Source organism: Acidovorax sp. LjRoot194 (assembly GCF_964253015.1).
In the GTDB taxonomy this organism is placed as follows: Bacteria; Pseudomonadota; Gammaproteobacteria; order Burkholderiales; family Burkholderiaceae_C; genus Acidovorax.
Genome location: NZ_CAXUQB020000001.1, coordinates 515,762 through 540,352, shown reverse-complemented (window position 1 = coordinate 540,352; position 24,591 = coordinate 515,762). Strand labels below are relative to the sequence as shown.

The following is a 24,591-nucleotide window of genomic DNA, read 5'->3' as shown; positions in this document are numbered from 1 at the left end:
GTTGGCCTGGGGCCAGCGGCAACCGGGCCCAACCGGTTTTCAAGTGCGCTCTGAAAGCACCAAAGGCTGGAGGCCCGCGAGGAGCACTCCAGCCCTTGAAGGGGACTGAATTACTTCAGTTCAGCCTTGGCACCGGCTTCCACCAGCTTCTTGACTGCTGCTTCGGCGTCAGCCTTGGCAATAGCTTCCTTGACGTTCTTTGGAGCGCCGTCCACCAGGTCCTTGGCTTCCTTGAGGCCCAGGCCGGTGATTTCGCGCACTGCCTTGATGACGGACACCTTGTTGGCGCCGGCTTCGAGCAGCACAACGTTGAATTCCGTCTTCTCTTCAGCAGCTGCAGCAGCACCGCCGCCACCGCCGGCAGCGGGTGCAGCCATGGCTGCAGCGCTCACGCCAAACTTCTCTTCAATGGCCTTCACCAGGTCATTGAGTTCCAGAACCGTCATGCTGTCCAGAGCGGTCAAAAATGCGTCTTTATCGAATGCCATTTTTATTTCCTAACAATTAGTTGGTTGTCTGCCGGGCTATCAAGCCGCAACAGGTTCGGCGGCCGTTTCGGCAGCGCCTTCGCCTTTTTTCGCCGCCAGCGCGCCCAGCACAACGGCCGTACGCGACATGGGGGACATAAGCAAGCCACAAATCTGAGCCAACAGAACTTCCTTGGAAGGAATGTTAGCCAGTTGCTTAACGCCGTTGACATCCAGGGCCTTGCCACCGAAAGCGCCACCGCGAATCACCAGCTTGTCGTTGGTTTTCGCGAAATCGGCCACCACCTTGGCGGCGGCCACAGCGTCTTCGGAGAAGCCATAGATGAGCGGGCCGGTCATCTGGTCTGCCACCACGTCAAATGCGCTACCTGCCACAGCACGGCGAGCCAGGGTGTTCTTCAGAACACTCAGGGTCACGCCCTTGCTGCGAGCATCAACACGCAGTTTGGTCATGTCGGCGACCGTGATGCCACGGTATTCCGCGATCACAAGCGTTTGAGCTTTAGCGGCGAGGCTGGTCACTTCACTGATGACCGCTTCTTTCTCACTGCGATTAAGACTCAAGGTCTACTCCTTAAAATGCGCACTCGGCGGTTGCCTCATGCGCGCTCTTGTTGCAGCGACCAACTGTTCTGGAAAATTCCATCTGCAGCGGGATCGCCATCTGCGTTGGTGCCTTGTCTGGCTTTAAGCGCGACCGGATCGCGCACCAACGGTCTTGGATGGCCTGTGGCTACCGAAGCAGCCCCAGCCCACCACATCGGACCTGCCCGTGAAGGCCTGCCCGAAGATTTCTTGCAATTACGCTGCAGTGATGGTCTGCGTGTCCACGCGGACACCCAGGCCCATCGTGGAGGACACTGCCACCTTGCGCAGGTAGACACCCTTGCTGGTTGCAGGCTTGGCCTTCGTCAGGGCGTCGATCAGTGCAGCCAGGTTGCCTTGCAGCTTGTCGTTGTCGAACGAGCGGCGGCCGATCGTGCTGTGCACGATGCCTGCCTTGTCGACGCGGAACTGCACTTGACCTGCCTTGGCGTTCTTGACAGCCGTAGCGACGTCAGGCGTCACGGTGCCCACCTTGGGGTTAGGCATCAGGCCACGTGGGCCCAGGATCTGGCCCAGCGTACCCACGACGCGCATGGCGTCAGGGGCGGCGATCACCACGTCGAAAGGCATGTCGCCGGCCTTGACCATCGCGGCCAGGTCGTCCATACCCACGATGTCGGCGCCAGCAGCCTTGGCTTCTTCAGCCTTGGCGCCTTGGGCGAACACGGCCACGCGGGTCGTCTTGCCGGTACCGTTGGGCAGCACCACGGCGCCGCGAACGACTTGGTCGGACTTCTTGGCATCGATGCCAAGCTGAACAGCGACGTCGATGGATTCGTCGAACTTGGCCGTAGCGGCTTCCTTCACGATCACGACTGCGTCAGCGAAGGCGTACAGCTTCGTGCTCTCAACCTTGCCTTGCAGGGCTTTTTGCTTCTTAGTCAGCTTGGCCATTTTACAAACCCTCCACCGTCACGCCCATCGAGCGTGCAGAGCCGGCCAGCGTGCGCACAGCGGCGTCGACGTTGGCAGCGTTCATGTCTTTCATCTTGGTCTTGGCGATCTCTTCGAGCTGTTCGCGCGTGATCTTGCCGACCTTTGTCTTCAGAGGGTTCGAAGAACCCTTGTCGAGCTTGATGGCCTTCTTGATCAGAGTCGTCGCAGGCGGCGTCTTGATGATGAAGGTGAAGCTCTTGTCTGCGAAAGCCGTGATGACCACGGGCAATGGCAGGCCTGGCTCAACGCCCTGGGTCTGCGCATTGAATGCCTTGCAGAACTCCATGATGTTGAGGCCACGCTGACCCAGTGCTGGGCCGATAGGTGGGGATGGGTTGGCCTTACCAGCTGGAACTTGCAGCTTGATAAAACCGACGATTTTCTTCGCCATGTTTTACTCCTTGCGGGTGATGACGCCATCCGCTGCACCATGCAGCATCGGCTCCCCGGGGTTAAGACTCTCTCCTGACGATCACCGCGCCGAGTCGAAAGCGCGGGATCCAAATTTGGTGGCGTGCCTGCCCTGGGCAACACGCCGTGGACCGTAAGGGTCCTTGCAAAAGACTCAGGTCTTTTCGACCTGGCCGAATTCCAGCTCCACAGGCGTGGAACGACCGAAGATCATCACCGAGACGCGCACACGGCTCTTCTCGTAGTTGACTTCTTCGACGGAGCCATTGAAATCCGTGAACGGACCTTCCTTGACGCGCACCAGTTCGCCCACCATGAATTCGACCTTGTGGCGTGGCTTCTCCGTGCCTTCCTGCATCTGGCTGACGATCTTTTGCACTTCCTCTTCGGAGATGGGCGCAGGACGGTTCTTGGCACCACCCACGAAACCCGTCACCTTGCTGGTGTGCTTCACCAGATGCCACGTGTCGTCGTCCATGATCATTTCGACGAACACGTAGCCGGGGAACAAGCGACGCTCGGTCGTCTTGCGCTGGCCGTTCTTCATCTCCACGACTTCTTCCGTAGGCACCAGAATGCGACCAAACTTGGTCTCCATACCCGAACGCGCGATGCGCTCCTGGATGTTGCGTTCCACTGCCTTTTCCATGCCCGAGTAGGCATGCACGATATACCAGCGCAGGTCTGGGTTGGCGGAAGCAGAAGCGCCAGAAGGAGCCTCAGCTCCAGTGATTTCCGTAGCGCTCGTCATGACTTTCTCCATCCCAAAATCAAGTCGTACAAGACCCATTCCAGCGTCTTGTCGGTGAACCACAGGAAAAGCGCCATGATCACCACAAAGGCGAACACATACGCGGTCATCTGCAAGGTTTCCTTGCGGGTCGGCCAGACGACCTTCTTGACCTCACGCCAAGCGTCCTGGGCAAAAGCGATGAACTGACGACCTGGCTCAGAAATCAGGAATACCGCCACGGCAGCGATCAATCCGACGATCAATGCAGCCCACTGGACGTATACGCCTTGCTTGCTCAGCAAATAGAAACCAGCCACCGACGCGATGACCAAAGCCACCACTGCCGCGAGCTTGGCTTTGTCAGCGCCTGTGTTGACGGTTTCAACCTGTGAAGTGGCCATGTTTGAATAATTCCTGCTACGAGTCTCGGCGCCACTTAAGACACCGAAGCCCGCCAGGGCCTGGCGGGCTTGTTGGAGGCCACTGTCAAGTGGCAGGGGCAGTAGGAATCGAACCTACAACCTTTGGTTTTGGAGACCAACGCTCTGCCAATTGAGCTATACCCCTGTATCTTCTGCCTTGCTTGAATTAGGCGAGAATCTTGGCCACGACGCCAGCGCCCACGGTGCGGCCGCCTTCGCGGATAGCGAAACGCAGACCTTCTTCCATGGCGATGGGGTTGATCAGCTTCACAGTGATCGACACGTTGTCACCAGGCATGACCATTTCCTTGTCGGCTGGCAGCTCGATGGCACCAGTCACGTCGGTCGTGCGGAAGTAGAACTGTGGACGGTAGTTGTTGAAGAACGGGGTGTGGCGGCCGCCTTCGTCCTTGCTCAGCACATACACTTCAGCCGTGAAGTGGGTGTGTGGCTTGATCGAGCCGGGCTTGCACAGCACTTGGCCGCGTTCCACGTCTTCACGCTTGGTGCCGCGCAGCAGCAGGCCGACGTTGTCGCCAGCTTGACCTTGGTCCAGCAGCTTGCGGAACATTTCCACGCCGGTGCAGGTGGTCTTGACGGTGTCCTTGATACCGACGATTTCGATTTCTTCGCCGACCTTGACGATACCGCGCTCGATACGGCCGGTCACCACGGTGCCGCGGCCAGAGATGGAGAACACGTCTTCCACGGGCATCAGGAAGGCACCGTCCACAGCGCGCTCTGGCGTGGGGATGTAGGTGTCCAGCGCTTCAGCCAGCTTCATGATGGCTTCTTCACCCAGAGGGCCCTTGTCGCCTTCCAGGGCGAGCTTGGCGGAACCGCGCACGATCGGGGTGTCGTCGCCCGGGAAGCTGTACTTGTCCAGGAGTTCGCGCACTTCCATCTCGACGAGTTCGAGCAGCTCTTCGTCGTCGACCATGTCGCACTTGTTCAGGAACACGATGATGTAAGGCACGCCCACTTGGCGGGCCAGCAGGATGTGCTCGCGGGTCTGGGGCATGGGGCCGTCAGCGGCCGAGCACACCAGGATGGCGCCGTCCATCTGGGCTGCGCCGGTGATCATGTTCTTCACATAGTCGGCGTGGCCTGGGCAGTCCACGTGGGCGTAGTGGCGGTTGGCCGTTTCGTATTCCACGTGAGCGGTGTTGATCGTGATGCCGCGGGCCTTTTCTTCAGGTGCTGCGTCGATCTGGTCGTAGGCCTTGGCTTCGCCGCCGAACTTGGCGGACAGCACCGTGGCGATCGCCGCCGTCAGCGTCGTCTTGCCATGGTCCACGTGGCCGATCGTGCCCACGTTGACGTGGGGCTTGGTACGTTCGAACTTACCTTTTGCCATTTTTCCGACTCCGAAAAAAATCTAAATCAACACAACAGGATCTCGGCGCAACCAGAATCGGACGCACCTGAAAGTGGTGCCCATGGCGGGAATCGGACCCGCGACCTCTCCCTTACCAAGGGAGTGCTCTACCACTGAGCCACATGGGCAGCTTGATGCCACTTGCACGGCATCAAAATTTCTAACTCAACAACCAGCACTACCAAGCGATGGAGCGGGAGACGGGAATCGAACCCGCGTCATTAGCTTGGAAGGCTAGGGTTCTACCATTGAACTACTCCCGCATCGGCTGACAACCTTTGCGACCGCCCTGCGCAAGCAGAACAGCTGACACTCTCAACACTCACTAACTGGTGGAGGGGACTGGATTCGAACCAGTGTAGGCGTAAGCCAACAGATTTACAGTCTGCCCCCTTTAGCCACTCGGGCACCCCTCCGGAGAATTTCGAATTATAGCACTGATTTTTAGCCCGCCTGAAAAATTGTGCGAGGCCGCACAATTTCGAAACCCAAGTCGTTGGACCCAGGCATCTGGCGCGGCTGGCGGGGATCGAACCCACGACCCTTGGCTTCGGAGGCCAATACTCTATCCACTGAGCTACAGCCGCGTGACTGCATCAATACAGCCCGAGATTATCGCATGCAGAGCCATGATCCCCAACAAGATGGACATGTCCGCAAGCGGCGCACCAGCCAAGCCACGCCGTCAAGCGAGCGCACCCGACCCATCGCAGCGAGCCTCGGGCAACGACAGACCCAGGCCGACCAGGAACGCATCGGTGCTGACACGGCCCACCCCCACCAGATCAAAGCCCCCTTCGCTGAGTATCCAGTTGCGGATGAGCCCGTCAAACAGGGCATGCAGGCCCACCGCCGCTTCCGTCGGCGTCATCGGCAATACGACGCCCTGCACTTGCGACGCCAGCTCGAAATCCCGCGCCAGCTGGCGCGTGAACCCTTCGGACGCCGCGATGTGGCGCTCGCGCACGCCTACCATCTCGCTCACGTACTCCACCTTGTACAGCGCCACCTCGAAGACCCTGCGCGTGCGCTCATCAAAGGCCACGCCGCGCAGCACCATCGCCATCACGGCGCGCAGGCGCTGTACCGGGTCGGGGCACGTGCTGCTTTCGAACTCGCCGTAGCCCTGCTCCAGGGGCAGCGTCACGCGGTCCATCATGGCGTTGAAAAGGTCGACCTTGTCCTTGAAGTGCCAGTAGATGGCACCGCGTGTGGCACCTGCGGCCTGGGCGATATCGCTGAGCGACGCCCGCGACACTCCTTTTTCGCCAAAAACCTGCTCGGCAGCATCGATGAGGCTGCTGCGGGTGGCAATGGCATCTTCTTTGGTTCGGCGTGCCATGGTGGCTTATCTCCTCTGCTCCGTCCGGTCCTAATGCCCCTGCAAGAACGCAAGGGCATACACATCGACAATTATACATTCATGGTTGTATGTATAATCGCGCACTTGTTTTGTCGGGTTCTCCGGGGACGGCCCGTGGCCGGCCCGCCATCCCCTACAACCCCATTTCCTTGACGCATATCAGAAGGACTCTCATGCGCACACTGCGTGACCCATCCGCCAGCTCCGCCCTCCCCCAGGCCCTTTCGCACCGCACGACGCGCACTTTCGTGGCGGTGAGCGCGGTGGCGATGCTCCTTGTCGCCTGCGGAAAAACCGACGGCAAGGCTGCCGGCGGTGCACCCCCTCAAATGCCTGCGCCCGAGGTGGGCGTTGTCACGGCCACTCCCGGAGATGTGGGGCTGGTCACTGAATTGCCAGGCCGCGTGGAGGCATCCCGCACGGCACAGGTGCGCGCACGCGCGGCAGGCATCCTGCAGCAGCGCCTGTTCAAGGAAGGCAGCGATGTGAAGGCGGGCCAGGCGCTGTTCCGCATCGACCCCGCCCCCTACGCTGCCGCTGCAGAAAGCTCGCGCGCCAGCCTGGCCAAGGCGCAAGCCAATCTGGCGCAGGCCAGTGCCCAGGTGGACCGCTATCGCCCGCTGGTGAGCGCCAATGCCATCAGCAAGCAGGACTTCGTCAATGCCGAAGCGGCCGAGAAGCAGGCGCAAGCCGACGTGGCAGTCGGCAAGGCGGCTGTCCGCACGGCGGAGATCAACCTGGGCTACGCCAGCGTGACCTCCCCCATCTCCGGCCGCATTGGCCGGGCGCTGGTGACCGAAGGCGCACTGGTGGGCCAGGGTGAGGCGACGGCGCTGGCGGTGGTGCAGCAGATCGACCCGGTGTATGTGAACTTCACGCAGTCGGCCAGCGATGTGTTCCAGCTGCGCCGTGCCATGGAGAACGGTCAGCTCAAGCGCGCCGGGGGCGAGGCCGCCAGCGTCAAGCTGGTGCTGAGCGATGGCACGGAATACGCCCAGCCGGGCAAGCTGCTGTTCACCGATTTGTCGGTGGACGCCAGCACCGGCCAGGTCACGCTGCGCGCAGAAGTGCCCAACCCCAAGGGCGAACTGCTGCCCGGCCTGTACCTGCGCGTGCGCATCGAGCAGGCCCAGGCCAGCAACGCCATCACGCTGCCCCAGCAGGCGGTCACGCGCACGCAGCAAGGCGACACCATCAGCGTGGTGTCCGATGACGGCAAGATCTCGCAGCGCACCATCAAGATCAGCGCCGCACAGAACAACCGCTGGGTGGTGCTCGACGGCCTGAAGGCTGGCGAGAAGGTCATGGTGGACGGCTTCCAGAAACTGCAGATGCTGCCGCCCGGAACGCCGGTGAAGCCTGTGCCGTGGCAAGCGCCGGGCGCCGCGCCTGCACAGCCGGGCGCCTCCGCCGCGGCACCGGCTGCGGCAACCGCCACGGCTGCATCGGCTGCTCCAGCCGCATCGGCCGCGGCCTCCAAGCCATAAGAGGCAGCCCAGCATGGCCAAGTTCTTTATCGACCGCCCCATCTTTGCGTGGGTGATTGCGCTGTTCATCATGGTGATGGGCGGCGTCGCCATCACGCAACTGCCGATTGCCCAGTATCCGCCGGTGGCCCCGCCATCGATCGTGATCAACACCGCCTACCCAGGCGCCTCCGCCCAGACGCTCGAGGACAGCGTGCTGTCCGTCATCGAGCGTGAAATGAACGGCTCGCCCGGCCTGCTGTACATGGAGTCCGTGGCCCAGGCCGATGGCTCCGGAAGCATCACCCTGAGCTTCGAGCCCGGCACGAACTCCGACCTGGCCCAGGTGGACGTGCAAAACCGCCTGTCGCGCGCCACGCCGCGCCTGCCGTCCGTCGTGACCCAGCAGGGCGTGCGCGTCGACAAGGCCCGCAGCAACTTTTTGCTGTTTGCCATGCTGGCGTCGGACAACCCCAAGTACACCCCGGTGGAGCTGGGCGACTACGCGGCCCGCAACCTGCAGCCCGAGCTGCAGCGCGTCAAGGGCATCGGCCAGGTGCAGCTGTTCGGCAGCGAAAACGCGATGCGCGTCTGGATCGACCCCGACAAGCTGCGCGGCTTCAACCTGTCTGCCGCCGACGTGACGGCCGCCATCCGCGCACAGAACGCCCAGGTGTCCGCCGGCGTGATGGGCGACCTGCCCAACATCACTGGCCAGGGCATTGCGGCCACGGTGGTGGTCAAGGGCCAGCTGTCCAGCGTGGAGCAGTTCGGCAACGTCGTGCTGCGCGCCAATACCGACGGATCGTCGGTGCGCCTGAAGGACGTGGCACGCCTCGAACTCGGCGGCCAGAGCTATGCCACCTCGGCGCGCCTGAACGGCGCCCCGGCCGTCGGCCTGGGTGTGCAGCTGTCGCCCAGCGGCAACGCGCTGGAGTCGGCCCGCCTGGTGCGCGAGAAGATGGACGAGCTGCAGAAGTTCTTCCCTGAAGGCGTGAAGTACTCCATCCCGTACGACAGCTCGCGCTTCGTGAAGATCTCGATTTCGCAAGTGGCCGAGACCCTGGTCGAAGCCGTGGTGCTGGTGTTCCTGGTGATGTTCCTGTTCCTGCAGAACTGGCGCTACACCATCATCCCGACCATCGTGGTGCCGATTGCCCTGCTGGGCACGTTCGGCACGCTGCTGGCGCTGGGCTTCTCGATCAACGTGCTGACCATGTTCGGCATGGTGCTGGTGATCGGTATCGTGGTGGACGATGCCATCGTGGTGGTGGAAAACGTCGAGCGCATCATGAGCGAAGAAGGGCTCTCGCCCCTGGAGGCCACGCGCAAGGCGATGCGCCAAATCTCGGGCGCCATCATCGGCGTGACCGTGGTGCTGATCTCGGTGTTCGTGCCGCTGGCGTTCTTTGCGGGCTCCACCGGCAACATCTACCGCCAGTTCTCGGCCGTGATGGTCGCGTCGATCGCCTTCTCGGCCTTCATGGCGCTGTCGCTCACGCCGGCGCTGTGCGCCACGCTGCTCAAGCCCGTCGAGGCGGGGCACCACCACGAAAAGCGCGGCTTCTTCGGCTGGTTCAACCGCGTGTTCACACGCACCGCCAAAGGCTACGAGGGCCTGGTGTCGCGCATCCTGCGCAAGGCGGCGCGCTACCTTGTCATCTACGGCGCCATCCTGCTCGTGGTGGGTGTGGTGTACACGCGCATCCCCACGGCGTTTCTGCCGCAGGAAGACCAGGGCAACATCCTGGTGAACGTGCAACTGCCGCCCGGCGCCACGCAAGAGCGCACGCTCGAGGCGATGAAGCAGGTCGAAGGCTTCATGCTCAAGCAGCCTGAAGTGCAGAGCATGGTGGGCGTGCTGGGCTTCTCGTTCTCGGGCCAGGGGCAGAACGCAGGCATTGCCTTCGTGACGCTCAAGGACTGGGACGAGCGCAAGGACGCCGGCCAATCCGCCAGCGCCCTGGCGGGCCGCGCCTTCGGTGCGTTGTCTACCGTGCGCGATGCGTTCATCTTCCCGCTCAGCCCGCCGGCCATTCCGGAACTGGGTACCGGCAGCGGCTTCTCTTTCCGCCTGCAAGACCGCTCGGGCATGGGGCACGACGCCCTGGTCAACGCGCGCAACCAGATGCTCGGCATGGCCATGCAGAGCAAGGTGCTGACGGGCTTGCGCCCCGATGGCCTGGAAGACGCTCCACAGCTGCAGATCGACATCGACCGTGACAAGGCGCAGGCCTTGGGTGTGGGCTTTGACGCCATCAACAGCGCCATCTCCACCGCGTTGGGTTCGAGCTACGTGAACGACTTCCCCAACAAGGGCCGATTGCAGCGCGTGGTGGTGCAGTCCGACGCGCCAGGTCGCATGCAGCCCGACGACCTGCTGCGCCTGAACGCGACCAACGCGCAGGGCCAGCCCGTGCCGCTGTCGGCCTTTGCCTCCACCAAGTGGGTCAAGGGTGCGCAGCAGACGGTGCGCTACAACGGCTACCCCGCCATGCGCATCAGCGGCGAGCCTGCCCCGGGCTACAGCAGCGGTGCCGCGCTGGCCGAGATGGAAAAGCTCGCCGCGCAGCTGCCACCGGGCTTCGGCTTCGAGTGGACGGGTACGTCGCGTGAAGAAAAGCAGGCGGGATCGCAGGCGATCATCCTGTACGGCTTTGCCGTGCTGGCGGTGTTCCTTTGCCTGGCCGCGCTGTACGAAAGCTGGACCATTCCGCTGGCCGTGATCCTGGTGGTGCCGCTCGGTGTGCTGGGCGTGCTGCTGGCCACGCTGCTGCGCGGGTATGCCAACGACGTGTACTTCCAGGTGGGCTTGATCACCATCATCGGCCTGTCCGCGAAGAACGCCATCCTGATCATCGAGTTCGCCAAGGACCTGCATGCCCAGGGCAAGGGACTGGTCGAGTCCGCACTGGAGGCCGCGCACTTGCGTTTCCGCCCCATCGTGATGACATCGCTGGCGTTCGGCCTGGGCGTGGTGCCGCTGTTCATTGCATCGGGCGCCGGCTCTGCCAGCCAGCGCGCCATCGGCACCGGCGTGATCGGCGGCATGATCACCGGCACGGCACTGGCGGTGTTCTTCGTGCCCGTGTTCTTCGTCGTGGTGCGCAGCCTGTTCAAGGGCAGCGCGCGCCAGCAGGAAATGAACCGCCGCCATGCAGAAGAAGCAGGAGTTGGAACCCATGACTAATCACCGCAGCACCCTCACCGCCCTGGCCGCGGCCGCGCTGCTGGCCGGCTGCTCGTTCATCCCCACGTACGAGCGCCCCGCGGCTCCCGTGCCGTCGGCGTACACGACGCTCGGCGCAGACACCACCGGCGCTGCACAAGGCGCGGCCGCCGCCCCGTGGCAGGACTACTTTGCCGAGCCCCGGCTGCGCCAGCTCATCGAAGCAGCGCTGGCCAACAACCGCGACCTGCGCGTGGCGGTGCTCAACATCGAGCAGGCCCGCGCCACCTACCAGGTGCGGCGTGCCGACCAGTACCCGGGCGTGGGCCTGGCCGCCAACGCGACCCGGGGCCCGTCGGCCAGCAACGGCGACCTGACCAACTCGTTCAGCGTCGGCCTGGCCATCTCGTCCTGGGAGATCGACTTCTTCGGCCGCATCGCGAGCCTCAAGGAGCAGGCGCTGGCGCAGTACCTGGCCACCGAAGAAGGCCGCAACGCCGCGCAGGTGAGCCTGGTGGCTGCCGTGGCCAACGGCTGGCTGAACCTGCTGGCCGACGAAGAGCTGCTGGAGCTGTCGCGCCAGACCCTCGCCTCGCGCGAAGAATCGGTGCGCCTGACCAAGATGCGCCTGGACGCAGGCGTTACGTCGGAGCTGGACTTCCGCCAGGCCGAATCGCTGACCCAGGCGGCCCGCGCCACGCTGGCGCAGCAACAGCGCCAGCGCGCGCTGGACGAAAACGCCCTGGCCTTGCTGCTGGGCCAGGCCCTGCCCGACGACGTGCGCGCCAGCCTGGCGGGCAGCCGCCTGGCCAACGCGCCGGCCATGGCGCAGTTGCCCGCGGGCCTGCCGTCCGAGCTGCTCACGCGCCGCCCGGACATCCGCCAGGCCGAGCAGCAACTGATTGCCGCCAACGCCAACATCGGCGCGGCGCGGGCGGCGTTCTTCCCGCGCATTGCGCTCACCGCGCAGGCGGGCACGGCCAGCAACGAGCTGTCGGGGCTGTTCAAGAGCGGCTCGTGGGGCTTCTCGATTGCGCCGTCGCTGCTGCTGCCCATCTTCGATGCGGGCCGCAACCAGGCCAACCTGGAGAGCGCGCGTGCCGGACGGAGCATTGCCGTGGCGCAGTACGAAAAATCCATTCAGACCGCCTTCCGCGAGGTGTCGGATGCCCTGGCCGGGCAGGCCACACTGGGCGAGCAGGCCCTGGCCCAGCAGCGGCAGGCCGAGGCCGAGGGCGCCCGCCTGCAGCTGGCCGACCTGCGCTACCGCAACGGCGTATCGAGCTACCTCGACCTGCTGGACGCCCAGCGCTCGCTGTTTGCCACGCAGCAAGCAGTGGTGCAGGTGCGCCTGGCGCAGCTGCAAAACCAGGTGACGCTGTACAAGGCCCTGGGCGGCGGCGCGCCGGCTGTGGCCGACAACCGCTCCTGAGGCGGGCTTGCCCCCCCGCGGCCCGCCCATGGCTGCGAGGGGTGCACTCAGGGTTCATCGGGGTGCGCGTGTGCGTCGCGCGGGACTGAAGTTCCTGGGGCCGCAGATATAATTTAAGGTTGATTTCACAAAGCCCCCCGATACACCAGAGGAAGTCATGAGCGACACCCACCACGAAGAAGCGCACACCGGCCCGATCAAGAGCCCCAAGCAACTGCTGCTGGCGAGTTTTTTCTCGTTTGTGGTTCCTATCTTTGCCATCATCGGCCTGGTCATGTACGTCACGTCGGCCGACAAGCCGGCCATGGGTGCAGCCAACCCTGAAAAGTCCATCGCAGAGCGCATTCAGAAGGTGGGCATGGTCGAGGTGCGCGATGCCAACCGGCCTCTGGCGACGGGTGAAGCAGTCTTCAAGGGCCAGTGCGCTGCCTGTCACGCCACGGGCGCTGCAGGGGCTCCCAAGCTCGCGGATGCCGCGGCCTGGGCAGAACGCATCAAGACCGGCTTCGACACCCTGGTGCATTCGGCCCTGAAGGGCAAGGGCGCCATGGCGCCGCAGGGTGGTGGTGACTTCAACGACACCGAAATCGCACGCGCCGTGGCCTACATGGCCAATGCCGCGGGTGCCAAGTTTGCGGAGCCCGCCGCTCCGGCGGCTGCGGGTGCATCGGCACCTGCCGCGGATGCCTCTGCCGCTGCGGCACCTGCCTCGGCTGCATCGCAGTGATCCTCTGCGGGCCTTGCGGCCCGCACACTGTGTCTGCGGCACCACGCTGCGGTCATGGGGGGGTGAATGGCGCATGGCCCGTTTTCCTTGAGGGACGTACGCCGTCACGGCGCTCACCCTACCGAAGAGAGCCGACCCACCGAGGTCGGCTTTTTCATGCCCGCGCGGTACGCGCCAGCCCCACTGTTCCGACCATTTCCACTGAGCCCCGCCGACGCATCAGACCGGCGCTGGTGCAGCCGCCCCGCCGCCGCTGGCAGCCCGGAGCGCCTGGGGGCTTTGGATGTAGCCGTACAGCCCGGCCAGATCGGCCGCCCGCACCTCGCGCGGCGACCACAGTCCCTGCTCCACCGCCTCGGACGCTAGCAGAACATCGAGCGTGTGCACCAAGCCCAGGCCCTGGGTTGCGGCCAGGTAGACCCGGCCCTCTTCGTCCAGCAGGCAATCGAGCGCCGTGGCAGCCTGCCCGCTGTGCGACACCAAGGACAGGTCCGGCTGAATGCGCCAGACGATGGGCGTGACCTCCAGCTCGACGTACACCCTCTGCGGCCCGTTCTGAAAGAACCACTGGCCCTGTCCATCGGACTCGTAATTGCGCTCGATGAACTCGATCAGTTTTTCGTGCTGCAGCAGCGAGCCTTTGGCGTCGGGGAAGGGGCCCGTGGCCTGCACCGCGTCGTCGCGCAGGTACCAGCGGCCCCGCGCGTCCAGCCCCAGCCAGCCGTAGCAGTGGGGCACGTTGGGCCATTTGGCAATAGCTTGCTTGACGATGTCATCCATGGGGCGATTGTGCGGCGGCTGTCCAGCCACCGATGTCAGCCTGATTCGCCAGCCAGCCGCCCACGGCGTCGGGCATGCCGCGCACATTGCCGGGCAGCCGCCCCTGCGCAAAGCCCACGTGGCCGCCGTGCGGGGGCTGCCACAGCGTCACGCAGCGGCCCACCTCGTGCGCCTGCGGCAGGCTGGCCGCCGGCACGAAGGGGTCGTTGCGCGCATTGACCACCAGCGCCGGCACGCGGATGCGGTGCAGCATCGGCTTGGACGAGGCCCGCAGCCAGTAGTCCTCGGTGTTGCGAAAGCCGTGCACGGGCGCGGTGAAGACGTTGTCGAAAGCGTACAGGTCGCGCGCGGCCAGCAGCGCCTGCCGGTCGAACAGCCCCGGGTGCTGCGCCAGCTTCTGCAGCGCCTTGGGCACCAGGGTGCGCATGAACATGCGGGTGTAGACCTGCCGGTTGAAGCCCCGCCCGATGGCGTGCCCACCGGCCGCCAAGTCGATGGGCGAGCACACGGCCGCCACCGCGTCCACGCTGCGTGCGGCGTCCTCGCCCACCTCGGCGGCCCAGCGCAGCAACGCATTGCCCCCCAGCGACACGCCCACCGCCACCAGCGGCCCGGTGTGCGATGCGCGCAGGCGCTGCAGGATCCAGCCGATCTCGGCATGGTCGCCCGAATGGTAGGCCCGCGGGGCGCGGTTGATCTCGCCGCTGCAGCCCCGAAAATGCGGCAGCGCGCAGGCCCAGCCTCGCTCACGCGCGAAGTCAGCGAACGCTTCGCAATAGTGGCTGCGCGATGAACCTTCCAAGCCGTGGAACACGACCAGCAGGGGCCGGGGTGTTGCGACATCGGTGCGGGGGGCACCGTCCACCAGAAAATCCACATCGACGAAATCGCCGTCCGGCGTGTCCCAACGCTCGCGCCGGTACTGGGGCGGGGGGCCGAACGCGCGGCGGGAGTACAGGGCAGGCCAGATGGTCTGCAACTGGCCACCGGGCAACCAGCGCGGCGCTACATATTCCATAGCTTAAAACGCTTACCTATCAAGCGGTAGGGTACAAAATTACCTGAATCCACGTCCCGCATCACGGCTCAGTGGAGCACCGGGCGCTGCGTGTCCACTACCTGCGCGTCGGGCGCCGTGCCGGGACTGGCGTGGTGGGCCACCATGCGCCAGCCTTCGGGGGTCTTGTGGTAGACGTTGGTGGCCAGTACCACGGCCTGGTGCAGGCCGTCGGGCAGCATCACCTCGACCTGCTCGGCCACGCTGTGCACCGCGCTCGACAGGGCCACCACACGGTGCACCTGCACCGGCCGGGCCCGCACCGTTCCATGGGCGAACATGGCCTCGAACGCGGCGCGAATCGCTGCAGCCCCCATGAGCCGCGGGCCCCCGGGGTGCACGCAGACGATGTCGTCGTCCTCCGACCAGCAGGACATCAGCAGCTCGATGTCGCCGCGCTGCAGGGCTTCATAGAAAGCGGCCTCGGTGTCATCCGAGGACCCTCCGAGGGTGGCGGCGCTGGGGCGGGGCATGGGGTGAGTGTGGCGTAGGAAAAGTCCGAGGACGACAAGCGCGCTGGGCTCATGGTCGGGCTGCGCGCAGGCTGCTATTGTGCAGGCAACCTGTGCGGCCAACCCGTGCAGTCGCCCCCCCAACCGTACAGGGCACCGGGCAGGTCTGCTGGCGCCGGTGTAATGCAGAATCCGCCGAATGGTCGGCATGGCAGTAGCGCTCGACGGCGGCCCGGCCCCTGATGTCCGGCTTTTTAGTTTTACCTGGTGCCCACCTTCATGATGACAAAACGCATTCTTGCCCTGCTCACCGTCGTTCTGGCCCTGAGCGGCTGTGGCTACAACGACTTCCAGCGGCTGGACGAGCAGTCCAAGGCTGCCTGGAGCGAGGTGCTCAACCAGTACCAGCGCCGCGCAGACCTGGTGCCCAACATCGTCGCCACCGTGAAGGGCGAGGCCAACTTCGAGCAGGAAACCCTCACCCGCGTGGTCGAGGCCCGCGCCAAGGCCACGTCGATCCAGGTCACGCCCGAGACGCTGAACAACCCCGAGGCGTTCAGCAAGTTCCAGCAGGCGCAGGGCGAGCTGTCGGGCGCGCTGTCGCGGCTGATGGTGGTGTCCGAGCGCTACCCCACGCTGCAGGCCAACCAGGGCTTTCGCGACCTGCGCGTGACGCTGGAGGGCACCGAAAACCGCATCACCGTGGCGCGCAACCGCTACATCGAGACCGTGCAGAACTACAACGTGCTCGCGCGCAGCTTCCCCACCAACCTCACGGCCAAGGCGTTCAGCTACGCGCCCAAGCCCACCTTCACGGTCGCCAACGAGGCGCAGATCTCCGCACCGCCCACGGTGGACTTCTCGGCATCACAACCCAAGCGCTGAGGCCTGCGCGCCGACACAGCCCCTCACTTGGACCAAAAAATGCCTCTACCGCGCATCTGGCGGGCGCTAGCAGCTATATTTTTAATAGCAACATCGAGCACCTGGGCCCAGGCTGACAAGGGCCTGCAGCCCGTGCCCGCCCTCACCCGCGCCGTGATCGACCAGACCGGCACGCTCAGTACCGACGACGCTGCCGCGCTGGACGCGCAGCTGCAGGCGCTGGAGCGCACCCGCGGCGCGCAGGTGGTGGTGCTGATGGTGGCGAGCACCGCGCCCGAAGACATCGCCGCGTACGCCAACCGCGTCGCCAACGTGTGGAAGATCGGCCGCCGCGAGGTGGGCGACGGCGTGCTGGTGGTCGTGGCCAAGAACGACCGCAGGATGCGCATCGAGGTCGCCAAGACATTGGAAGGCGCCATCCCCGACATCGCCGCGGCACGCATCATCGACGGCGCCATGAAGCCGAAGTTTCAACAGGGCGACTACGCTGGCGGCCTGACCGCCGCGGTAGCCCAGTTGAGCGCACGCATCGCAGGCGAGGCCCTGCCCGCCCCGGAGCAAGGCAGCGAGCCCCAACGCAGCCGCAGTTCTGCGGGAGGCAGCGGGTTCGACTGGACGGACCTCGCCATCTTTCTGTTCTTCGGCGTGATCGTCGCGGGCCCGCTGGCACGCAGCCTGCTGGGCGGGCGGATGGGCGGCCTGGTCATGGGCGGAGGCGTGGGCGCCGTTGCCTTCTTCATCACCTCCAGCCTGCTGCTGGCCGGCGGCGCCGGCCTGATCGCACTGCTCTACACCTGGCTCTTTGGCGGCCGCAGCGGCCCGGTGATCCACGGCGGCAGCGCGGGCGGCTGGGGTGCGGGCGCTGGCGGCTGGGGCGGCGGTGGCAGTAGCCGCGGCGGCGGGGGCTTCGGGTCAGGGGGCGGTTTCAGCTCGGGCGGCGGCGGTAACTTTGGCGGCGGCGGCGCGTCGGGAGGCTGGTGAACATGGCAGGACATAACCACTCCCTCTGGCACCGCTGCCAGCGCCTGGCCCGCCACCGCTGGGCCGACGGTGCGCTCACGCGGTCCTTCCCTGCCGATCTGATCGCGCGGCTCACCGAGCGCGTCGCGACCAGCGAACAACTGCACACCGGGCAGATCCGCATCTGCGTCGAGGCAGGGCTGCCCCTGTCGTACCTGTGGCGCGGTGCCAGCGCCCGTGAGCGCGCAGTGGCCCAGTTCGGCAAGTTGCAGGTGTGGGACACCGAGGGCAACAACGGCGTCCTGATCTATCTGCTGCAGGCCGAGCACGCCATCGAGATCGTGGCCGACCGGGGTTTGGCAGGCGCCGTGCCGGCCGATACCTGGCAGCGCATGGTGGCCGCAATGGGCGATGCGTTTCGCGCCGGGCGCCACGAGGAAGGGCTTGCCCGCGCCATTTCCGAAGTGTCTGCGCTGCTGCAACAGCACTTCCCTGCGAGCCCCGCGGGTGCTACGGGTGCTGCAGGCAGCACCAGCAAACGCCCTGGCAACGAGCTGCCCGACGAGCCCATCATCGGCCGCAGGGGCTGAAGGCCACGGTTAAGGTTCCACGCCCTGGTGGCAAAGAGAATGCGCGGAATGAGGCGACAGCGGCAGGCGCTCAAACCGCTGGCAGCGCGAGCGTCAGATGCGCTGCGCCCACTCAGCCATGCGCGAGCCGGATGCGGCGGGCACGGCTTCCAGCAGACGCCGCTCCCATCGCTCCACATGGTTGAGCAGCAACTCGATGGCGCTGAGCATGGCGTTGGCCGATGCCTCGGGCAGCGGCAGTGGCAAATGCACCACAGCCAGCCCCTGAGCGTCCACGCCCGACCATCCGCCGCCAAAGCCGGCGCCCATGTGGTTTCCCTGCATCAGCACCTGCATTCCCGCCGTGTCCAGACGCTGCCCGCGCAGCGCACAGGACAGCACCCAGCGCCCCTGCGCTGGGGCGCACCGCAGTTCCACCGCGCGGTCGCCATCGAAGAGAAGCCGGCAGCACCCCTGCGCATCGGCGCGCAGTGCCGGAATGCCAATGGCTTCACCCAGTGCTGCGATCAACGGGGACACGTGGCTGTCGGACATGGCACCAGGGAGCGGTCGAAGGGAAAACGGTAGGGGGAGGAGTCGATGCACCCGGGCGCGAGCGCGGCCGGGCAGCGCACATGGCGCTGGTCACAGGCAATGATACGCCTGTACACTTTGCTACATACCTTCGCCCAGAGCGCCGCCCGGCGCCCATGTGCGAGACACCGCGATTTCGTTGACGGCGCCGTCCCGGCGGTAAACGAAACGATCCGCCAACTTCTTGACGAAATGCACACCCAGCCCACCGATATGCCTGTCCTCGAGCGACGCCTCGATATCGGCAGCCACCAGCGTGGTGGGATCAAACGCAGGACCTTCGTCGCGCACCACAGCGCTCAAGGTGCTGGGGGCCGTGAACACCAGTTGCACGGACACCGGCCCGCCCTGACCGCCATACCCGTGGGTAGCGACGTTGGTGAGCAACTCATCCAGCATGAGTCCGAAAGAAGATGCCAGCGGCATGGGAGCGCCCTGCTCCATGGCCCAATCCTCCATGCGCTCGAAGAACGACGGGAGCTCCGCGACGGTACCGGACAGGGTGCAGTGCAGTTCAGCCGGAGGGTTCATAGACAGCATGCGCTCGAAAGGGCCGTGGACATCGATGCGCATCGCCGCTCTCTCGGCCTGCACACGCGTCGGCGCATTGTGGCATGAGCGGAGCCGCCTTTTCACCCGTTGATACCCCGGCGCAGCCCGGTGCTGCCGCGCCGGCCACGCCGCCCGTGGGCGCCAAGCCCGGGTTTGCGGCGCTGTGGGAGCTGGCCGGGCTGTGGCTGCTGATCGTGCTGGCAGGCGTGGTTCTCATCGCCTTTTTGCTGCTAAACATCCGCACCCAGGAAGAACAGGGCATCCAGCGCGCCCGGCTGTCGCTCACGCTGGCCGGCCTGCAGGAGTCCATCGAGGGCGACCTGGCGCTGGGCCTGGACCTTCCCGACCACCGTGCCATGCCCTCGCGGCTTGAAAAGGCACTGGCCAGCGACCGGCAACTGCATGCCATCGACGTGGTCGACCGCGCCGGCATCGCGCTGTTCAGCACCGACCGCGGCGCCATTGGCGAGCCCCTGCATGCCCGCGTCGCGCAGGCCGCCGAAGCCGGAGCCCACGGCGACCGCACCTGGATTGCCCTGGTAGGCACCGAGGCCGTCATGGGCCTGCCCCTGCACAACGCCTTCGGCGAAGTGGTGGGACACATCAGCACCAGCTACGCAGCCCCGGCACCGGCCCTGCAGTGGGTGGACGGCGGCTCGCTGCGCGACAAGCTGCTCAGCCCCATCCTGCTCACCACCCTGGCGATCTTCGTGCTGGTGGTGGTGATCGGCTGGGCGGCCGCGCGCTGGGCCCTGGCACCGCAATACCGCCGGCAGTCCTACGAGCGCACCGGCCGCATGGCCCAGTCCCTGGCCGAAGCGGCTGCGGTGCGTGCGCGCATGGACGATTGCCTGGCACGGCTGGACGAAAGCGAGCGCCTGGAATGAGCAGCCACCGCAGGCCCCGCCGCCCCAATGCCGCCCTGCGCCTGGGCAGCGTCGCCCTGGTCTTGCTGCTGGCAGCGGCCGCCGCCCTGGCCTGGAACACGTACGAGCAGCTGCGCGGCATGCGGCAAGAGAGCGAGCGCGTGCGCGCCCAGCTCATGGCCGACTCGTTGAGCCAGCGCATCGGCCACGCGCTGGACATCGGCATCCCGCTCGACGGCCTGGTGGGGGTGGAGGCACTCTTCAACCAGCGCCTGGGCGCCCATGCCGAAATCCAGTCCATCGCACTGCTGCAGGGGCCCGGCAAGGTCCTGTGGTTCGTGGAACGGGAGAGGTCCGCGAAGGCGACTGCCGGTACCGTGGCCGATGCACCCATCACCGTGCGCGGCGAGCCGCGCGGCACCGTGCGCCTGGCCCTGCAGGAGACAGGCGCCGGGCCGTTTGCACGCTCGGCCGCCATCCTGCTGCTGCCCACGGTGCTGCTGCTGGCGGCGCTGGCCTTCCTGGCCGCGCGCTTTTCTGAAGCCCAGGGTGTCAAGCTGCGCAACCATGCCGTGCGGCTGGCGATGCGCGCCATTGCCAGCGGGCGCTACGACCGGTCCATCGTGCTGCCGCACCGGCGCGGGTTCGACCTGCGGGCGCAGCAGCTGGGCCATGCCGTGCGCGGCGTCCACGAAACACTCACCCGGGTGCGCCGCCTGATTTCGTCGCTGCGCCAGACCGAGCCCCAGGCCCAGCGGCGCGAATACCTGGACATGCTGCTGGCTGAAGCCCAGGGCACCCACCGATTTGCCGACCACGGCCTCACGCAGGTGCGTGTGGTGGCCGCCGAGGCGCAGTCCTTCTGGACCAGCCTGCTCATGACCCTTGCTGCCATGGCTCTGCTGGGGCTGGCCGCATCGGCATCGAGCGCGGTGGCCGACATCGCCCCCCTCCACTTCGCGCTGCTGCCTGCCGCGTTCATCGTCGCTGCCACCGTTGCCGCCTGGATCACGCAGGGCCGGCGCTGGCCTGTGCTGTCGGTGCTGTTCTCGGCCTGCGCCGGGCTGGCCGCACTGGCCCTGGTGCTGGCCTCGGGCGCATTGACGGGATACAACCCCCTGCACCTGCTGCCGGTCGTGGCGCTGTGGTGCGGCGGGTTCGCCGGTGCCGCGCTGGCGGCCTGCATGACGGTCGAGCAGGTGCCGCGCCGCCAGGACTTCAAGCACGCCATGCCCCGCTGGCCCAAGGCAGCGATCGGGGCCTGGGTGGGCGCCACGGTCTGGCTCGGCCCGGCACTGGGCTCGGTCGCGTTCACCGCGCTCGGCGGGCTGTATGGCGGGCTGGCACTGACGCTGCCGCTGCTGTGCGCCAGCTTCCTGCTGCTGCGCTGGAACGAGCCGCGCAGCCCCTGGCGCCACCGGGTCGGCGGGCGCAACCTGCCGCAGCCCACGGCGGCGGCCCGCACCGGTCTGCGCGCATGGGGCGCCACGGCCTGCACCGCGGCGGCGTCGGGCCTGCTCATGGTGCTGGGCTGGGTGGCGGCCACTGCCATTCCCCACGGACTTTCTGAAGCCGCAGTGGCCAGTGCACTGGGTGTCGGACTGCTGGGGGGTCTGCTCGATCCCCTGCGCCGGCGCCGCCACACCGGCGCGGCTCTGGGGGTGGCAGCCACCTTGAATGCACTGGCCCTGGCACTGCCTGGCACGGGCTCCTGGCACATCGCCGCCCTGTCGGTGGCGGCCCTGCTCACGGCGTACCTGCTGGGTCATGCCGTGACATCGACACAGCGCACCCGCCACACCACGGCGTCTGCCACGCTGCTCGGAGCCGCCATCGGCGCCCTGCTCGCTGGCGGCATCGCGGCAGCGGGCCTGCCGACCACCAGCCTGATGCTCGTCGCCACGCTGGCCGTCGGGGCCAGCTGGTGGGCCCAACCCCGTCCGCAGCCCTGGCAGCCGACACGAAAGGACAACGATGCAGCTTAAGCGGCGCATCATGTTCATCCTGCTGTTGGCGATGGCACTGCTGGTGACCGCCCTGGGCATGATGGGCTGGCTCGGCGAGCAGCGCTGGGCGCAGCGTTACAACGAGGCTCTGCTGCAGGGCCAGCGGATCGCGTGGGACAAGCTCCAGAACGAGAGCCTGGACCGCCAGGACGCGCTGGCGCGCAAGCTGCTGGAAGACCCGTCGTTTCGCAACCTGCAGGCCCCCGGTGCGCAGCAGCGCATCGACTCGCTGCTGGCGCATGCGGTGCGCCAGGCGCCGGGCCTGCGCATCGACATCCTGGGGCCTGGCGGCGGACTCATCTCCACCACCGAGCCCGGGTTCGACCCGCAGCCGCTGGCCGAATCCGGCTGGGTCAAGGCCGCCATGGAATCGCCCTCGGGCGTGCGCGGCCTGAGCCAGGTGGCGCCGCGGCAGTACGACTGGGTGCTGGTGCGCGGCTTCGACGGCGGTGCGCTGGCCATCGGCCAGGACGTCGCGCAGCGGCTGCCCGAGCTGGCCGCCTACCTGGGCGGTGACATCTTCCTCGTCAACATGCGCGGCAAGGAAACCCTGGGCACCCAGCCCGGCAGCCTGTCCGCCACCGGCGCCGTGGTGCCCGTGCGGTCTTCGCAGGCGCTGATCCTGCCGCTGTCGACGACATCCGCTACCGGCCAGGGCGCGCTGCAGCTGGTGAGCCAGCCGGTGATGAACCCCGACAAGCGCGTGGTGGGCGCACTGGTGTGGGCGCAGGATGTCACCGCGCAGTACCGGTCGGACAAGTTCTTCAACTGGGCGGCTGCCGGCGGTGCCCTGCTGTTTGCCGCCCTGGTGGTGATGGGCCTGGCGGCCTACATGCAGCACGCCATGGAGCCGCTCAGCCGCTCGGTGGGGGTGCTCAAGGCGCTGGCCAGCGGGGCCACCGATGCGTCGCTGGACGACGGCGAGGAAGAGGCGGAGGACGAGTCCGGCGCCATCGCGCGGGGCGTGGTAGCCATCCGTTCGGAACTGCTCAACCTGGAAACCCTGCGGCAGGAACGCATCCGCATCCGCCACCAGCAGGAGCGCCTGATCCGCGACCAGCTGCGCTCGCTGGCCGAGAGCCTGGACCCGGCGTCGCGCGAGGAGATCCTCGCGTCGCTCGCCACGCGGGGCGAAATCCCCACGCCCGTCGCCGAAACCGTGCAGAGCGGCACCAACCAGCTGGCCGAGCTGGCCGGGATTCTGGGGCGCATGTCGGGCCTGGTGAGCACGCAGCAAAGCCGCCTGCTCAAGCTGCTGCGCGAGCTGCAGGCCGCCGTGCAGACACAGGCCATGCTGGCCAGCCTGCAGCAGGAGCTGGAGATCGCGCGCCAGATGCAGCTGTCGATCCTGCCGCGGTCAGCGCCCGACATGGACGAGGTGGACATCGCATCCACCATGATCCCCGCCAAGGAAGTGGGCGGCGACTTCTACGACTACTTCCCCATCGACGACGAGCACCTGGCCATCGTGGTGGCCGATGTCTCGGGCAAAGGCGTGCCGGCCGCCTTCTTCATGGCGATCTCGCGCACGCTGCTAAAGAGCAATGCGCTGTTCCTGCGCCTGCCCGGCGCGACCATCGCCGCGCTGAACGACCAGCTGTGCGCCGAGAACGACCAGATGATGTTCGTCACCGTGTTCTACGGCGTGCTGCACCTGAGCAGCGGACGGCTGACCTACGTGAACGCCGGCCACAACCCGCCGATTCGGCTGCGGGACGGCAAGGCGACCTTCTTCGAGCGCGGCACCAACATGGCGCTGGCCGTGCTGGAGGGCCAGGAATACAACGAGGGCGAGGTCATGCTGTCACCCGGCGAGACGCTGCTGCTGTACACGGACGGCGTGACCGAAGCCAACAATGCCGAAGGCGATCTGTTCGGCGACCAGGCGCTGCTCGACGCCATGGTGGCCGTGGGTGCCGACCCTCTGCACAAAGGCCATTCGGGCGGCGTGCCGCAGCGCGTGGTTCAGGCAGTGCGCACGTTCGAGGCTGGGGCTGCGCAGGCGGACGACATCACCGTCGTGGCTATCACCTACCAGGGAGCGCGGTCATGATGCAGGTGCCGCACGTACCGAAGGCGCACGCCCGATGCATCGCGCACCTCGCCGATGCCGGTGTAGCCAGCGGTGCAGGCCGCCTGCAGGGCATGGAAGTCATCGCTTTGCAGCAGCTTCTCGTCGCCCATGTCGAAGTGCAGGCCGTGTTGCAGGTCGATCATGGCCACATGGCGCTGAAGGCTGTCGATCACGCCCGTCCATGCGATGTGCAGGCCCTGGCGCAGCAGGTTGTGCCTGCTGCTGTGATTGAGCAGAGACACCATCGCCATGCACAGCGGCCGGCCGCGCGCATGCGCCAGCGCCAGCCGCGCGGCCAGCAGCGTGCGCTGCAGTTTGCGGCCGCGCCACTCGGGCAGCACCATGCAGCTCGACAGGTGGGTCACCTGGGCGTGGAGTTCCGGCTCGATGCCGATCACGGCCCCCAGGTTCTCGGGCGAATCCGCCTCGGGAAACCCGACCATGGCATAGGCGACGAGCGCGCCGTGCGCAAACACACCGATGGTCTCGCCCCGGGGCTGCGTGTGGGCCTCGAAGAACGCCTGCTCATCGTCTTCGCGCACATAGAAGTCGGGGTTGGGCAAGTCGGCGATGACCCGGTCGCGCAGCGCGCTCCATGCCGCAAAGTCACGCGGCAAAAGGATGTGGGCACTCAGATCCGGGAGATGGGCGAATGCCACATCAGG

General features: G+C 66.3%; 23 protein-coding genes, 5 tRNA genes and 1 pseudogene. 10 read left to right on the top strand and 19 right to left on the bottom strand.

Annotated features, from left to right (window positions below; all coding sequences use genetic code 11):
* Positions 1–110: 110 nt before the first annotated feature.
* From rplL to ACSQ3N_RS02580, 13 genes are all read right to left on the bottom strand, one after another.
* The gene (gene rplL / locus ACSQ3N_RS02640; protein WP_007850046.1) at positions 111–488 is read right to left on the bottom strand and encodes a 50S ribosomal protein L7/L12; all 378 of its coding nucleotides are present in this window, start codon (positions 486–488) and stop codon (positions 111–113) included.
* A 39-nt stretch (positions 489–527) separates the two neighbouring features.
* Positions 528–1,052: a 50S ribosomal protein L10 gene (gene rplJ / locus ACSQ3N_RS02635; protein WP_056165010.1), complete on the bottom strand. Its 525-nt coding sequence runs from the start codon at positions 1,050–1,052 to the stop codon at positions 528–530.
* Between the two features lie 237 nt (positions 1,053–1,289).
* Positions 1,290–1,988: a 50S ribosomal protein L1 gene (gene rplA / locus ACSQ3N_RS02630; protein ID WP_056165008.1), complete on the bottom strand. Its 699-nt coding sequence runs from the start codon at positions 1,986–1,988 to the stop codon at positions 1,290–1,292.
* Between the two features lies 1 nt (position 1,989).
* Positions 1,990–2,421, bottom strand: coding sequence for a 50S ribosomal protein L11 (gene rplK / locus ACSQ3N_RS02625; RefSeq protein WP_007850051.1), 432 nt, complete (start codon positions 2,419–2,421; stop codon positions 1,990–1,992).
* 174 nt (positions 2,422–2,595) lie between these two features.
* Positions 2,596–3,192, bottom strand: a complete 597-nt coding sequence (gene nusG / locus ACSQ3N_RS02620; RefSeq protein ID WP_056165005.1) for a transcription termination/antitermination protein NusG — start codon at positions 3,190–3,192, stop codon at positions 2,596–2,598.
* Complete coding sequence (secE, locus tag ACSQ3N_RS02615) at positions 3,189–3,575, bottom strand: preprotein translocase subunit SecE (RefSeq protein WP_056165003.1); 387 nt, start codon at positions 3,573–3,575, stop codon at positions 3,189–3,191. Before secE ends, nusG begins: the two co-directional genes overlap by 4 nt.
* A gap of 90 nt (positions 3,576–3,665) precedes the next feature.
* Positions 3,666–3,741, bottom strand: a tRNA-Trp gene (locus ACSQ3N_RS02610).
* A 21-nt stretch (positions 3,742–3,762) separates the two neighbouring features.
* A complete protein-coding gene (gene tuf / locus ACSQ3N_RS02605; protein WP_436145484.1) occupies positions 3,763–4,953 on the bottom strand; it encodes an elongation factor Tu in 1,191 nt (396 codons plus the stop codon).
* A 74-nt stretch (positions 4,954–5,027) separates the two neighbouring features.
* Positions 5,028–5,102: transfer RNA gene (locus ACSQ3N_RS02600), tRNA-Thr, on the bottom strand.
* 61 nt (positions 5,103–5,163) lie between these two features.
* A tRNA-Gly gene (locus ACSQ3N_RS02595) sits at positions 5,164–5,237 on the bottom strand.
* Between the two features lie 67 nt (positions 5,238–5,304).
* Positions 5,305–5,390: transfer RNA gene (locus tag ACSQ3N_RS02590), tRNA-Tyr, on the bottom strand.
* 95 nt (positions 5,391–5,485) lie between these two features.
* Positions 5,486–5,561, bottom strand: a tRNA-Arg gene (locus tag ACSQ3N_RS02585).
* 98 nt (positions 5,562–5,659) lie between these two features.
* On the bottom strand, positions 5,660–6,316 hold the full coding sequence (locus ACSQ3N_RS02580; protein WP_056164602.1) for a TetR family transcriptional regulator: 657 nt from the start codon (positions 6,314–6,316) through the stop codon (positions 5,660–5,662).
* 194 nt (positions 6,317–6,510) lie between these two features.
* Here ACSQ3N_RS02580 and ACSQ3N_RS02575 point away from each other — a divergent pair, with 194 nt between their 5' ends.
* The 4 genes and pseudogenes from ACSQ3N_RS02575 to ACSQ3N_RS02560 form a co-directional block, all read left to right on the top strand.
* Positions 6,511–7,824, top strand: a complete 1,314-nt coding sequence (locus ACSQ3N_RS02575; RefSeq protein ID WP_436145511.1) for an efflux RND transporter periplasmic adaptor subunit — start codon at positions 6,511–6,513, stop codon at positions 7,822–7,824.
* A gap of 13 nt (positions 7,825–7,837) precedes the next feature.
* Positions 7,838–10,993 (top strand): efflux RND transporter permease subunit, encoded by a 3,156-nt coding sequence (locus tag ACSQ3N_RS02570; RefSeq protein ID WP_436145510.1) that lies wholly within the window; start codon positions 7,838–7,840, stop codon positions 10,991–10,993.
* On the top strand, positions 10,986–12,404 hold the full coding sequence (locus ACSQ3N_RS02565; RefSeq protein ID WP_056164611.1) for an efflux transporter outer membrane subunit: 1,419 nt from the start codon (positions 10,986–10,988) through the stop codon (positions 12,402–12,404). Before ACSQ3N_RS02570 ends, ACSQ3N_RS02565 begins: the two co-directional genes overlap by 8 nt.
* A 157-nt stretch (positions 12,405–12,561) precedes the next feature.
* Positions 12,562–13,125, top strand: a pseudogene (locus tag ACSQ3N_RS02560) (c-type cytochrome); the annotation flags it as partial.
* Positions 13,126–13,350: 225 nt separating this feature from the next.
* Here ACSQ3N_RS02560 and ACSQ3N_RS02555 read toward each other — a convergent pair.
* The 3 genes from ACSQ3N_RS02555 to ACSQ3N_RS02545 all read right to left on the bottom strand — a co-directional run bounded on the left by ACSQ3N_RS02555 (position 13,351) and on the right by ACSQ3N_RS02545 (position 15,441).
* Positions 13,351–13,911: a DUF2946 family protein gene (locus tag ACSQ3N_RS02555; protein ID WP_436145509.1), complete on the bottom strand. Its 561-nt coding sequence runs from the start codon at positions 13,909–13,911 to the stop codon at positions 13,351–13,353.
* Positions 13,904–14,929 carry a YheT family hydrolase gene (locus ACSQ3N_RS02550; RefSeq protein WP_436145508.1) on the bottom strand — a complete coding sequence of 342 codons (1,026 nt, stop codon included), beginning with the start codon at positions 14,927–14,929 and terminating at the stop codon, positions 13,904–13,906. The genes ACSQ3N_RS02555 and ACSQ3N_RS02550 overlap by 8 nt, the downstream gene beginning before the upstream one ends.
* 68 nt (positions 14,930–14,997) lie before the next feature.
* Positions 14,998–15,441, bottom strand: coding sequence for a YybH family protein (locus ACSQ3N_RS02545; RefSeq protein ID WP_056164621.1), 444 nt, complete (start codon positions 15,439–15,441; stop codon positions 14,998–15,000).
* 261 nt (positions 15,442–15,702) lie between these two features.
* Here ACSQ3N_RS02545 and ACSQ3N_RS02540 point away from each other — a divergent pair, with 261 nt between their 5' ends.
* From ACSQ3N_RS02540 to ACSQ3N_RS02530, 3 genes are read left to right on the top strand one after another with little or no spacing between them, the layout of a single operon-like run.
* Positions 15,703–16,305 (top strand): LemA family protein, encoded by a 603-nt coding sequence (locus ACSQ3N_RS02540; RefSeq protein WP_436147906.1) that lies wholly within the window; start codon positions 15,703–15,705, stop codon positions 16,303–16,305.
* Between the two features lie 39 nt (positions 16,306–16,344).
* On the top strand, positions 16,345–17,286 hold the full coding sequence (locus tag ACSQ3N_RS02535; RefSeq protein WP_436145507.1) for a TPM domain-containing protein: 942 nt from the start codon (positions 16,345–16,347) through the stop codon (positions 17,284–17,286).
* Positions 17,287–17,288: 2 nt separating this feature from the next.
* Positions 17,289–17,855, top strand: a complete 567-nt coding sequence (locus tag ACSQ3N_RS02530) for a TPM domain-containing protein (RefSeq protein WP_056164628.1) — start codon at positions 17,289–17,291, stop codon at positions 17,853–17,855.
* A 93-nt stretch (positions 17,856–17,948) separates the two neighbouring features.
* Here ACSQ3N_RS02530 and ACSQ3N_RS02525 read toward each other — a convergent pair whose 3' ends face one another.
* Entirely contained in the window at positions 17,949–18,389 is a 441-nt protein-coding gene (locus tag ACSQ3N_RS02525; protein ID WP_056164631.1) for a type III secretion system chaperone, read from the bottom strand.
* A gap of 120 nt (positions 18,390–18,509) precedes the next feature.
* Positions 18,510–19,001, bottom strand: coding sequence for an ATP-binding protein (locus ACSQ3N_RS02520; protein WP_056164634.1), 492 nt, complete (start codon positions 18,999–19,001; stop codon positions 18,510–18,512).
* A 41-nt stretch (positions 19,002–19,042) separates the two neighbouring features.
* Here ACSQ3N_RS02520 and ACSQ3N_RS02515 point away from each other — a divergent pair, with 41 nt between their 5' ends.
* Genes ACSQ3N_RS02515 through ACSQ3N_RS02505 form a run of 3 tightly spaced genes read left to right on the top strand, consistent with a single transcriptional unit; the run spans position 19,043 to position 23,905 of the window.
* Positions 19,043–19,867 (top strand): hypothetical protein, encoded by an 825-nt coding sequence (locus tag ACSQ3N_RS02515; protein ID WP_056164639.1) that lies wholly within the window; start codon positions 19,043–19,045, stop codon positions 19,865–19,867.
* Complete coding sequence (locus ACSQ3N_RS02510; RefSeq protein ID WP_436145506.1) at positions 19,864–21,831, top strand: hypothetical protein; 1,968 nt, start codon at positions 19,864–19,866, stop codon at positions 21,829–21,831. The genes ACSQ3N_RS02515 and ACSQ3N_RS02510 overlap by 4 nt, the downstream gene beginning before the upstream one ends.
* Positions 21,821–23,905 (top strand): PP2C family protein-serine/threonine phosphatase, encoded by a 2,085-nt coding sequence (locus ACSQ3N_RS02505; RefSeq protein WP_436145505.1) that lies wholly within the window; start codon positions 21,821–21,823, stop codon positions 23,903–23,905. Before ACSQ3N_RS02510 ends, ACSQ3N_RS02505 begins: the two co-directional genes overlap by 11 nt.
* Here ACSQ3N_RS02505 and ACSQ3N_RS02500 read toward each other — a convergent pair.
* Positions 23,884–24,585 (bottom strand): GNAT family N-acetyltransferase, encoded by a 702-nt coding sequence (locus ACSQ3N_RS02500; protein ID WP_436145504.1) that lies wholly within the window; start codon positions 24,583–24,585, stop codon positions 23,884–23,886. The genes ACSQ3N_RS02505 and ACSQ3N_RS02500 overlap by 22 nt on opposite strands.
* Positions 24,586–24,591 lie beyond the last annotated feature (6 nt).

Bases quoted from the DNA above. Each gene is read 5' to 3' on its own strand.
- rplL (WP_007850046.1), bottom strand. From the start codon at position 488: ATGGCATTCGATAAAGACGCATTTTTGACCGCTCTGGACAGCATGACG.
- rplA (WP_056165008.1), bottom strand. From the start codon at position 1,988: ATGGCCAAGCTGACTAAGAAGCAAAAAGCCCTGCAAGGCAAGGTTGAG.
- rplK (WP_007850051.1), bottom strand. From the start codon at position 2,421: ATGGCGAAGAAAATCGTCGGTTTTATCAAGCTGCAAGTTCCAGCTGGT.
- nusG (WP_056165005.1), bottom strand. From the start codon at position 3,192: ATGACGAGCGCTACGGAAATCACTGGAGCTGAGGCTCCTTCTGGCGCT.
- secE (WP_056165003.1), bottom strand. From the start codon at position 3,575: ATGGCCACTTCACAGGTTGAAACCGTCAACACAGGCGCTGACAAAGCC.
- tuf (WP_436145484.1), bottom strand. From the start codon at position 4,953: ATGGCAAAAGGTAAGTTCGAACGTACCAAGCCCCACGTCAACGTGGGC.
- ACSQ3N_RS02580 (WP_056164602.1), bottom strand. From the start codon at position 6,316: ATGGCACGCCGAACCAAAGAAGATGCCATTGCCACCCGCAGCAGCCTC.
- ACSQ3N_RS02575 (WP_436145511.1), top strand. From the start codon at position 6,511: ATGCGCACACTGCGTGACCCATCCGCCAGCTCCGCCCTCCCCCAGGCC.
- ACSQ3N_RS02570 (WP_436145510.1), top strand. From the start codon at position 7,838: ATGGCCAAGTTCTTTATCGACCGCCCCATCTTTGCGTGGGTGATTGCG.
- ACSQ3N_RS02565 (WP_056164611.1), top strand. From the start codon at position 10,986: ATGACTAATCACCGCAGCACCCTCACCGCCCTGGCCGCGGCCGCGCTG.
- ACSQ3N_RS02555 (WP_436145509.1), bottom strand. From the start codon at position 13,911: ATGGATGACATCGTCAAGCAAGCTATTGCCAAATGGCCCAACGTGCCC.
- ACSQ3N_RS02550 (WP_436145508.1), bottom strand. From the start codon at position 14,929: ATGGAATATGTAGCGCCGCGCTGGTTGCCCGGTGGCCAGTTGCAGACC.
- ACSQ3N_RS02545 (WP_056164621.1), bottom strand. From the start codon at position 15,441: ATGCCCCGCCCCAGCGCCGCCACCCTCGGAGGGTCCTCGGATGACACC.
- ACSQ3N_RS02540 (WP_436147906.1), top strand. From the start codon at position 15,703: ATGACAAAACGCATTCTTGCCCTGCTCACCGTCGTTCTGGCCCTGAGC.
- ACSQ3N_RS02535 (WP_436145507.1), top strand. From the start codon at position 16,345: ATGCCTCTACCGCGCATCTGGCGGGCGCTAGCAGCTATATTTTTAATA.
- ACSQ3N_RS02530 (WP_056164628.1), top strand. From the start codon at position 17,289: ATGGCAGGACATAACCACTCCCTCTGGCACCGCTGCCAGCGCCTGGCC.
- ACSQ3N_RS02525 (WP_056164631.1), bottom strand. From the start codon at position 18,389: ATGTCCGACAGCCACGTGTCCCCGTTGATCGCAGCACTGGGTGAAGCC.
- ACSQ3N_RS02520 (WP_056164634.1), bottom strand. From the start codon at position 19,001: ATGCGCATCGATGTCCACGGCCCTTTCGAGCGCATGCTGTCTATGAAC.
- ACSQ3N_RS02515 (WP_056164639.1), top strand. From the start codon at position 19,043: ATGAGCGGAGCCGCCTTTTCACCCGTTGATACCCCGGCGCAGCCCGGT.
- ACSQ3N_RS02510 (WP_436145506.1), top strand. From the start codon at position 19,864: ATGAGCAGCCACCGCAGGCCCCGCCGCCCCAATGCCGCCCTGCGCCTG.
- ACSQ3N_RS02505 (WP_436145505.1), top strand. From the start codon at position 21,821: ATGCAGCTTAAGCGGCGCATCATGTTCATCCTGCTGTTGGCGATGGCA.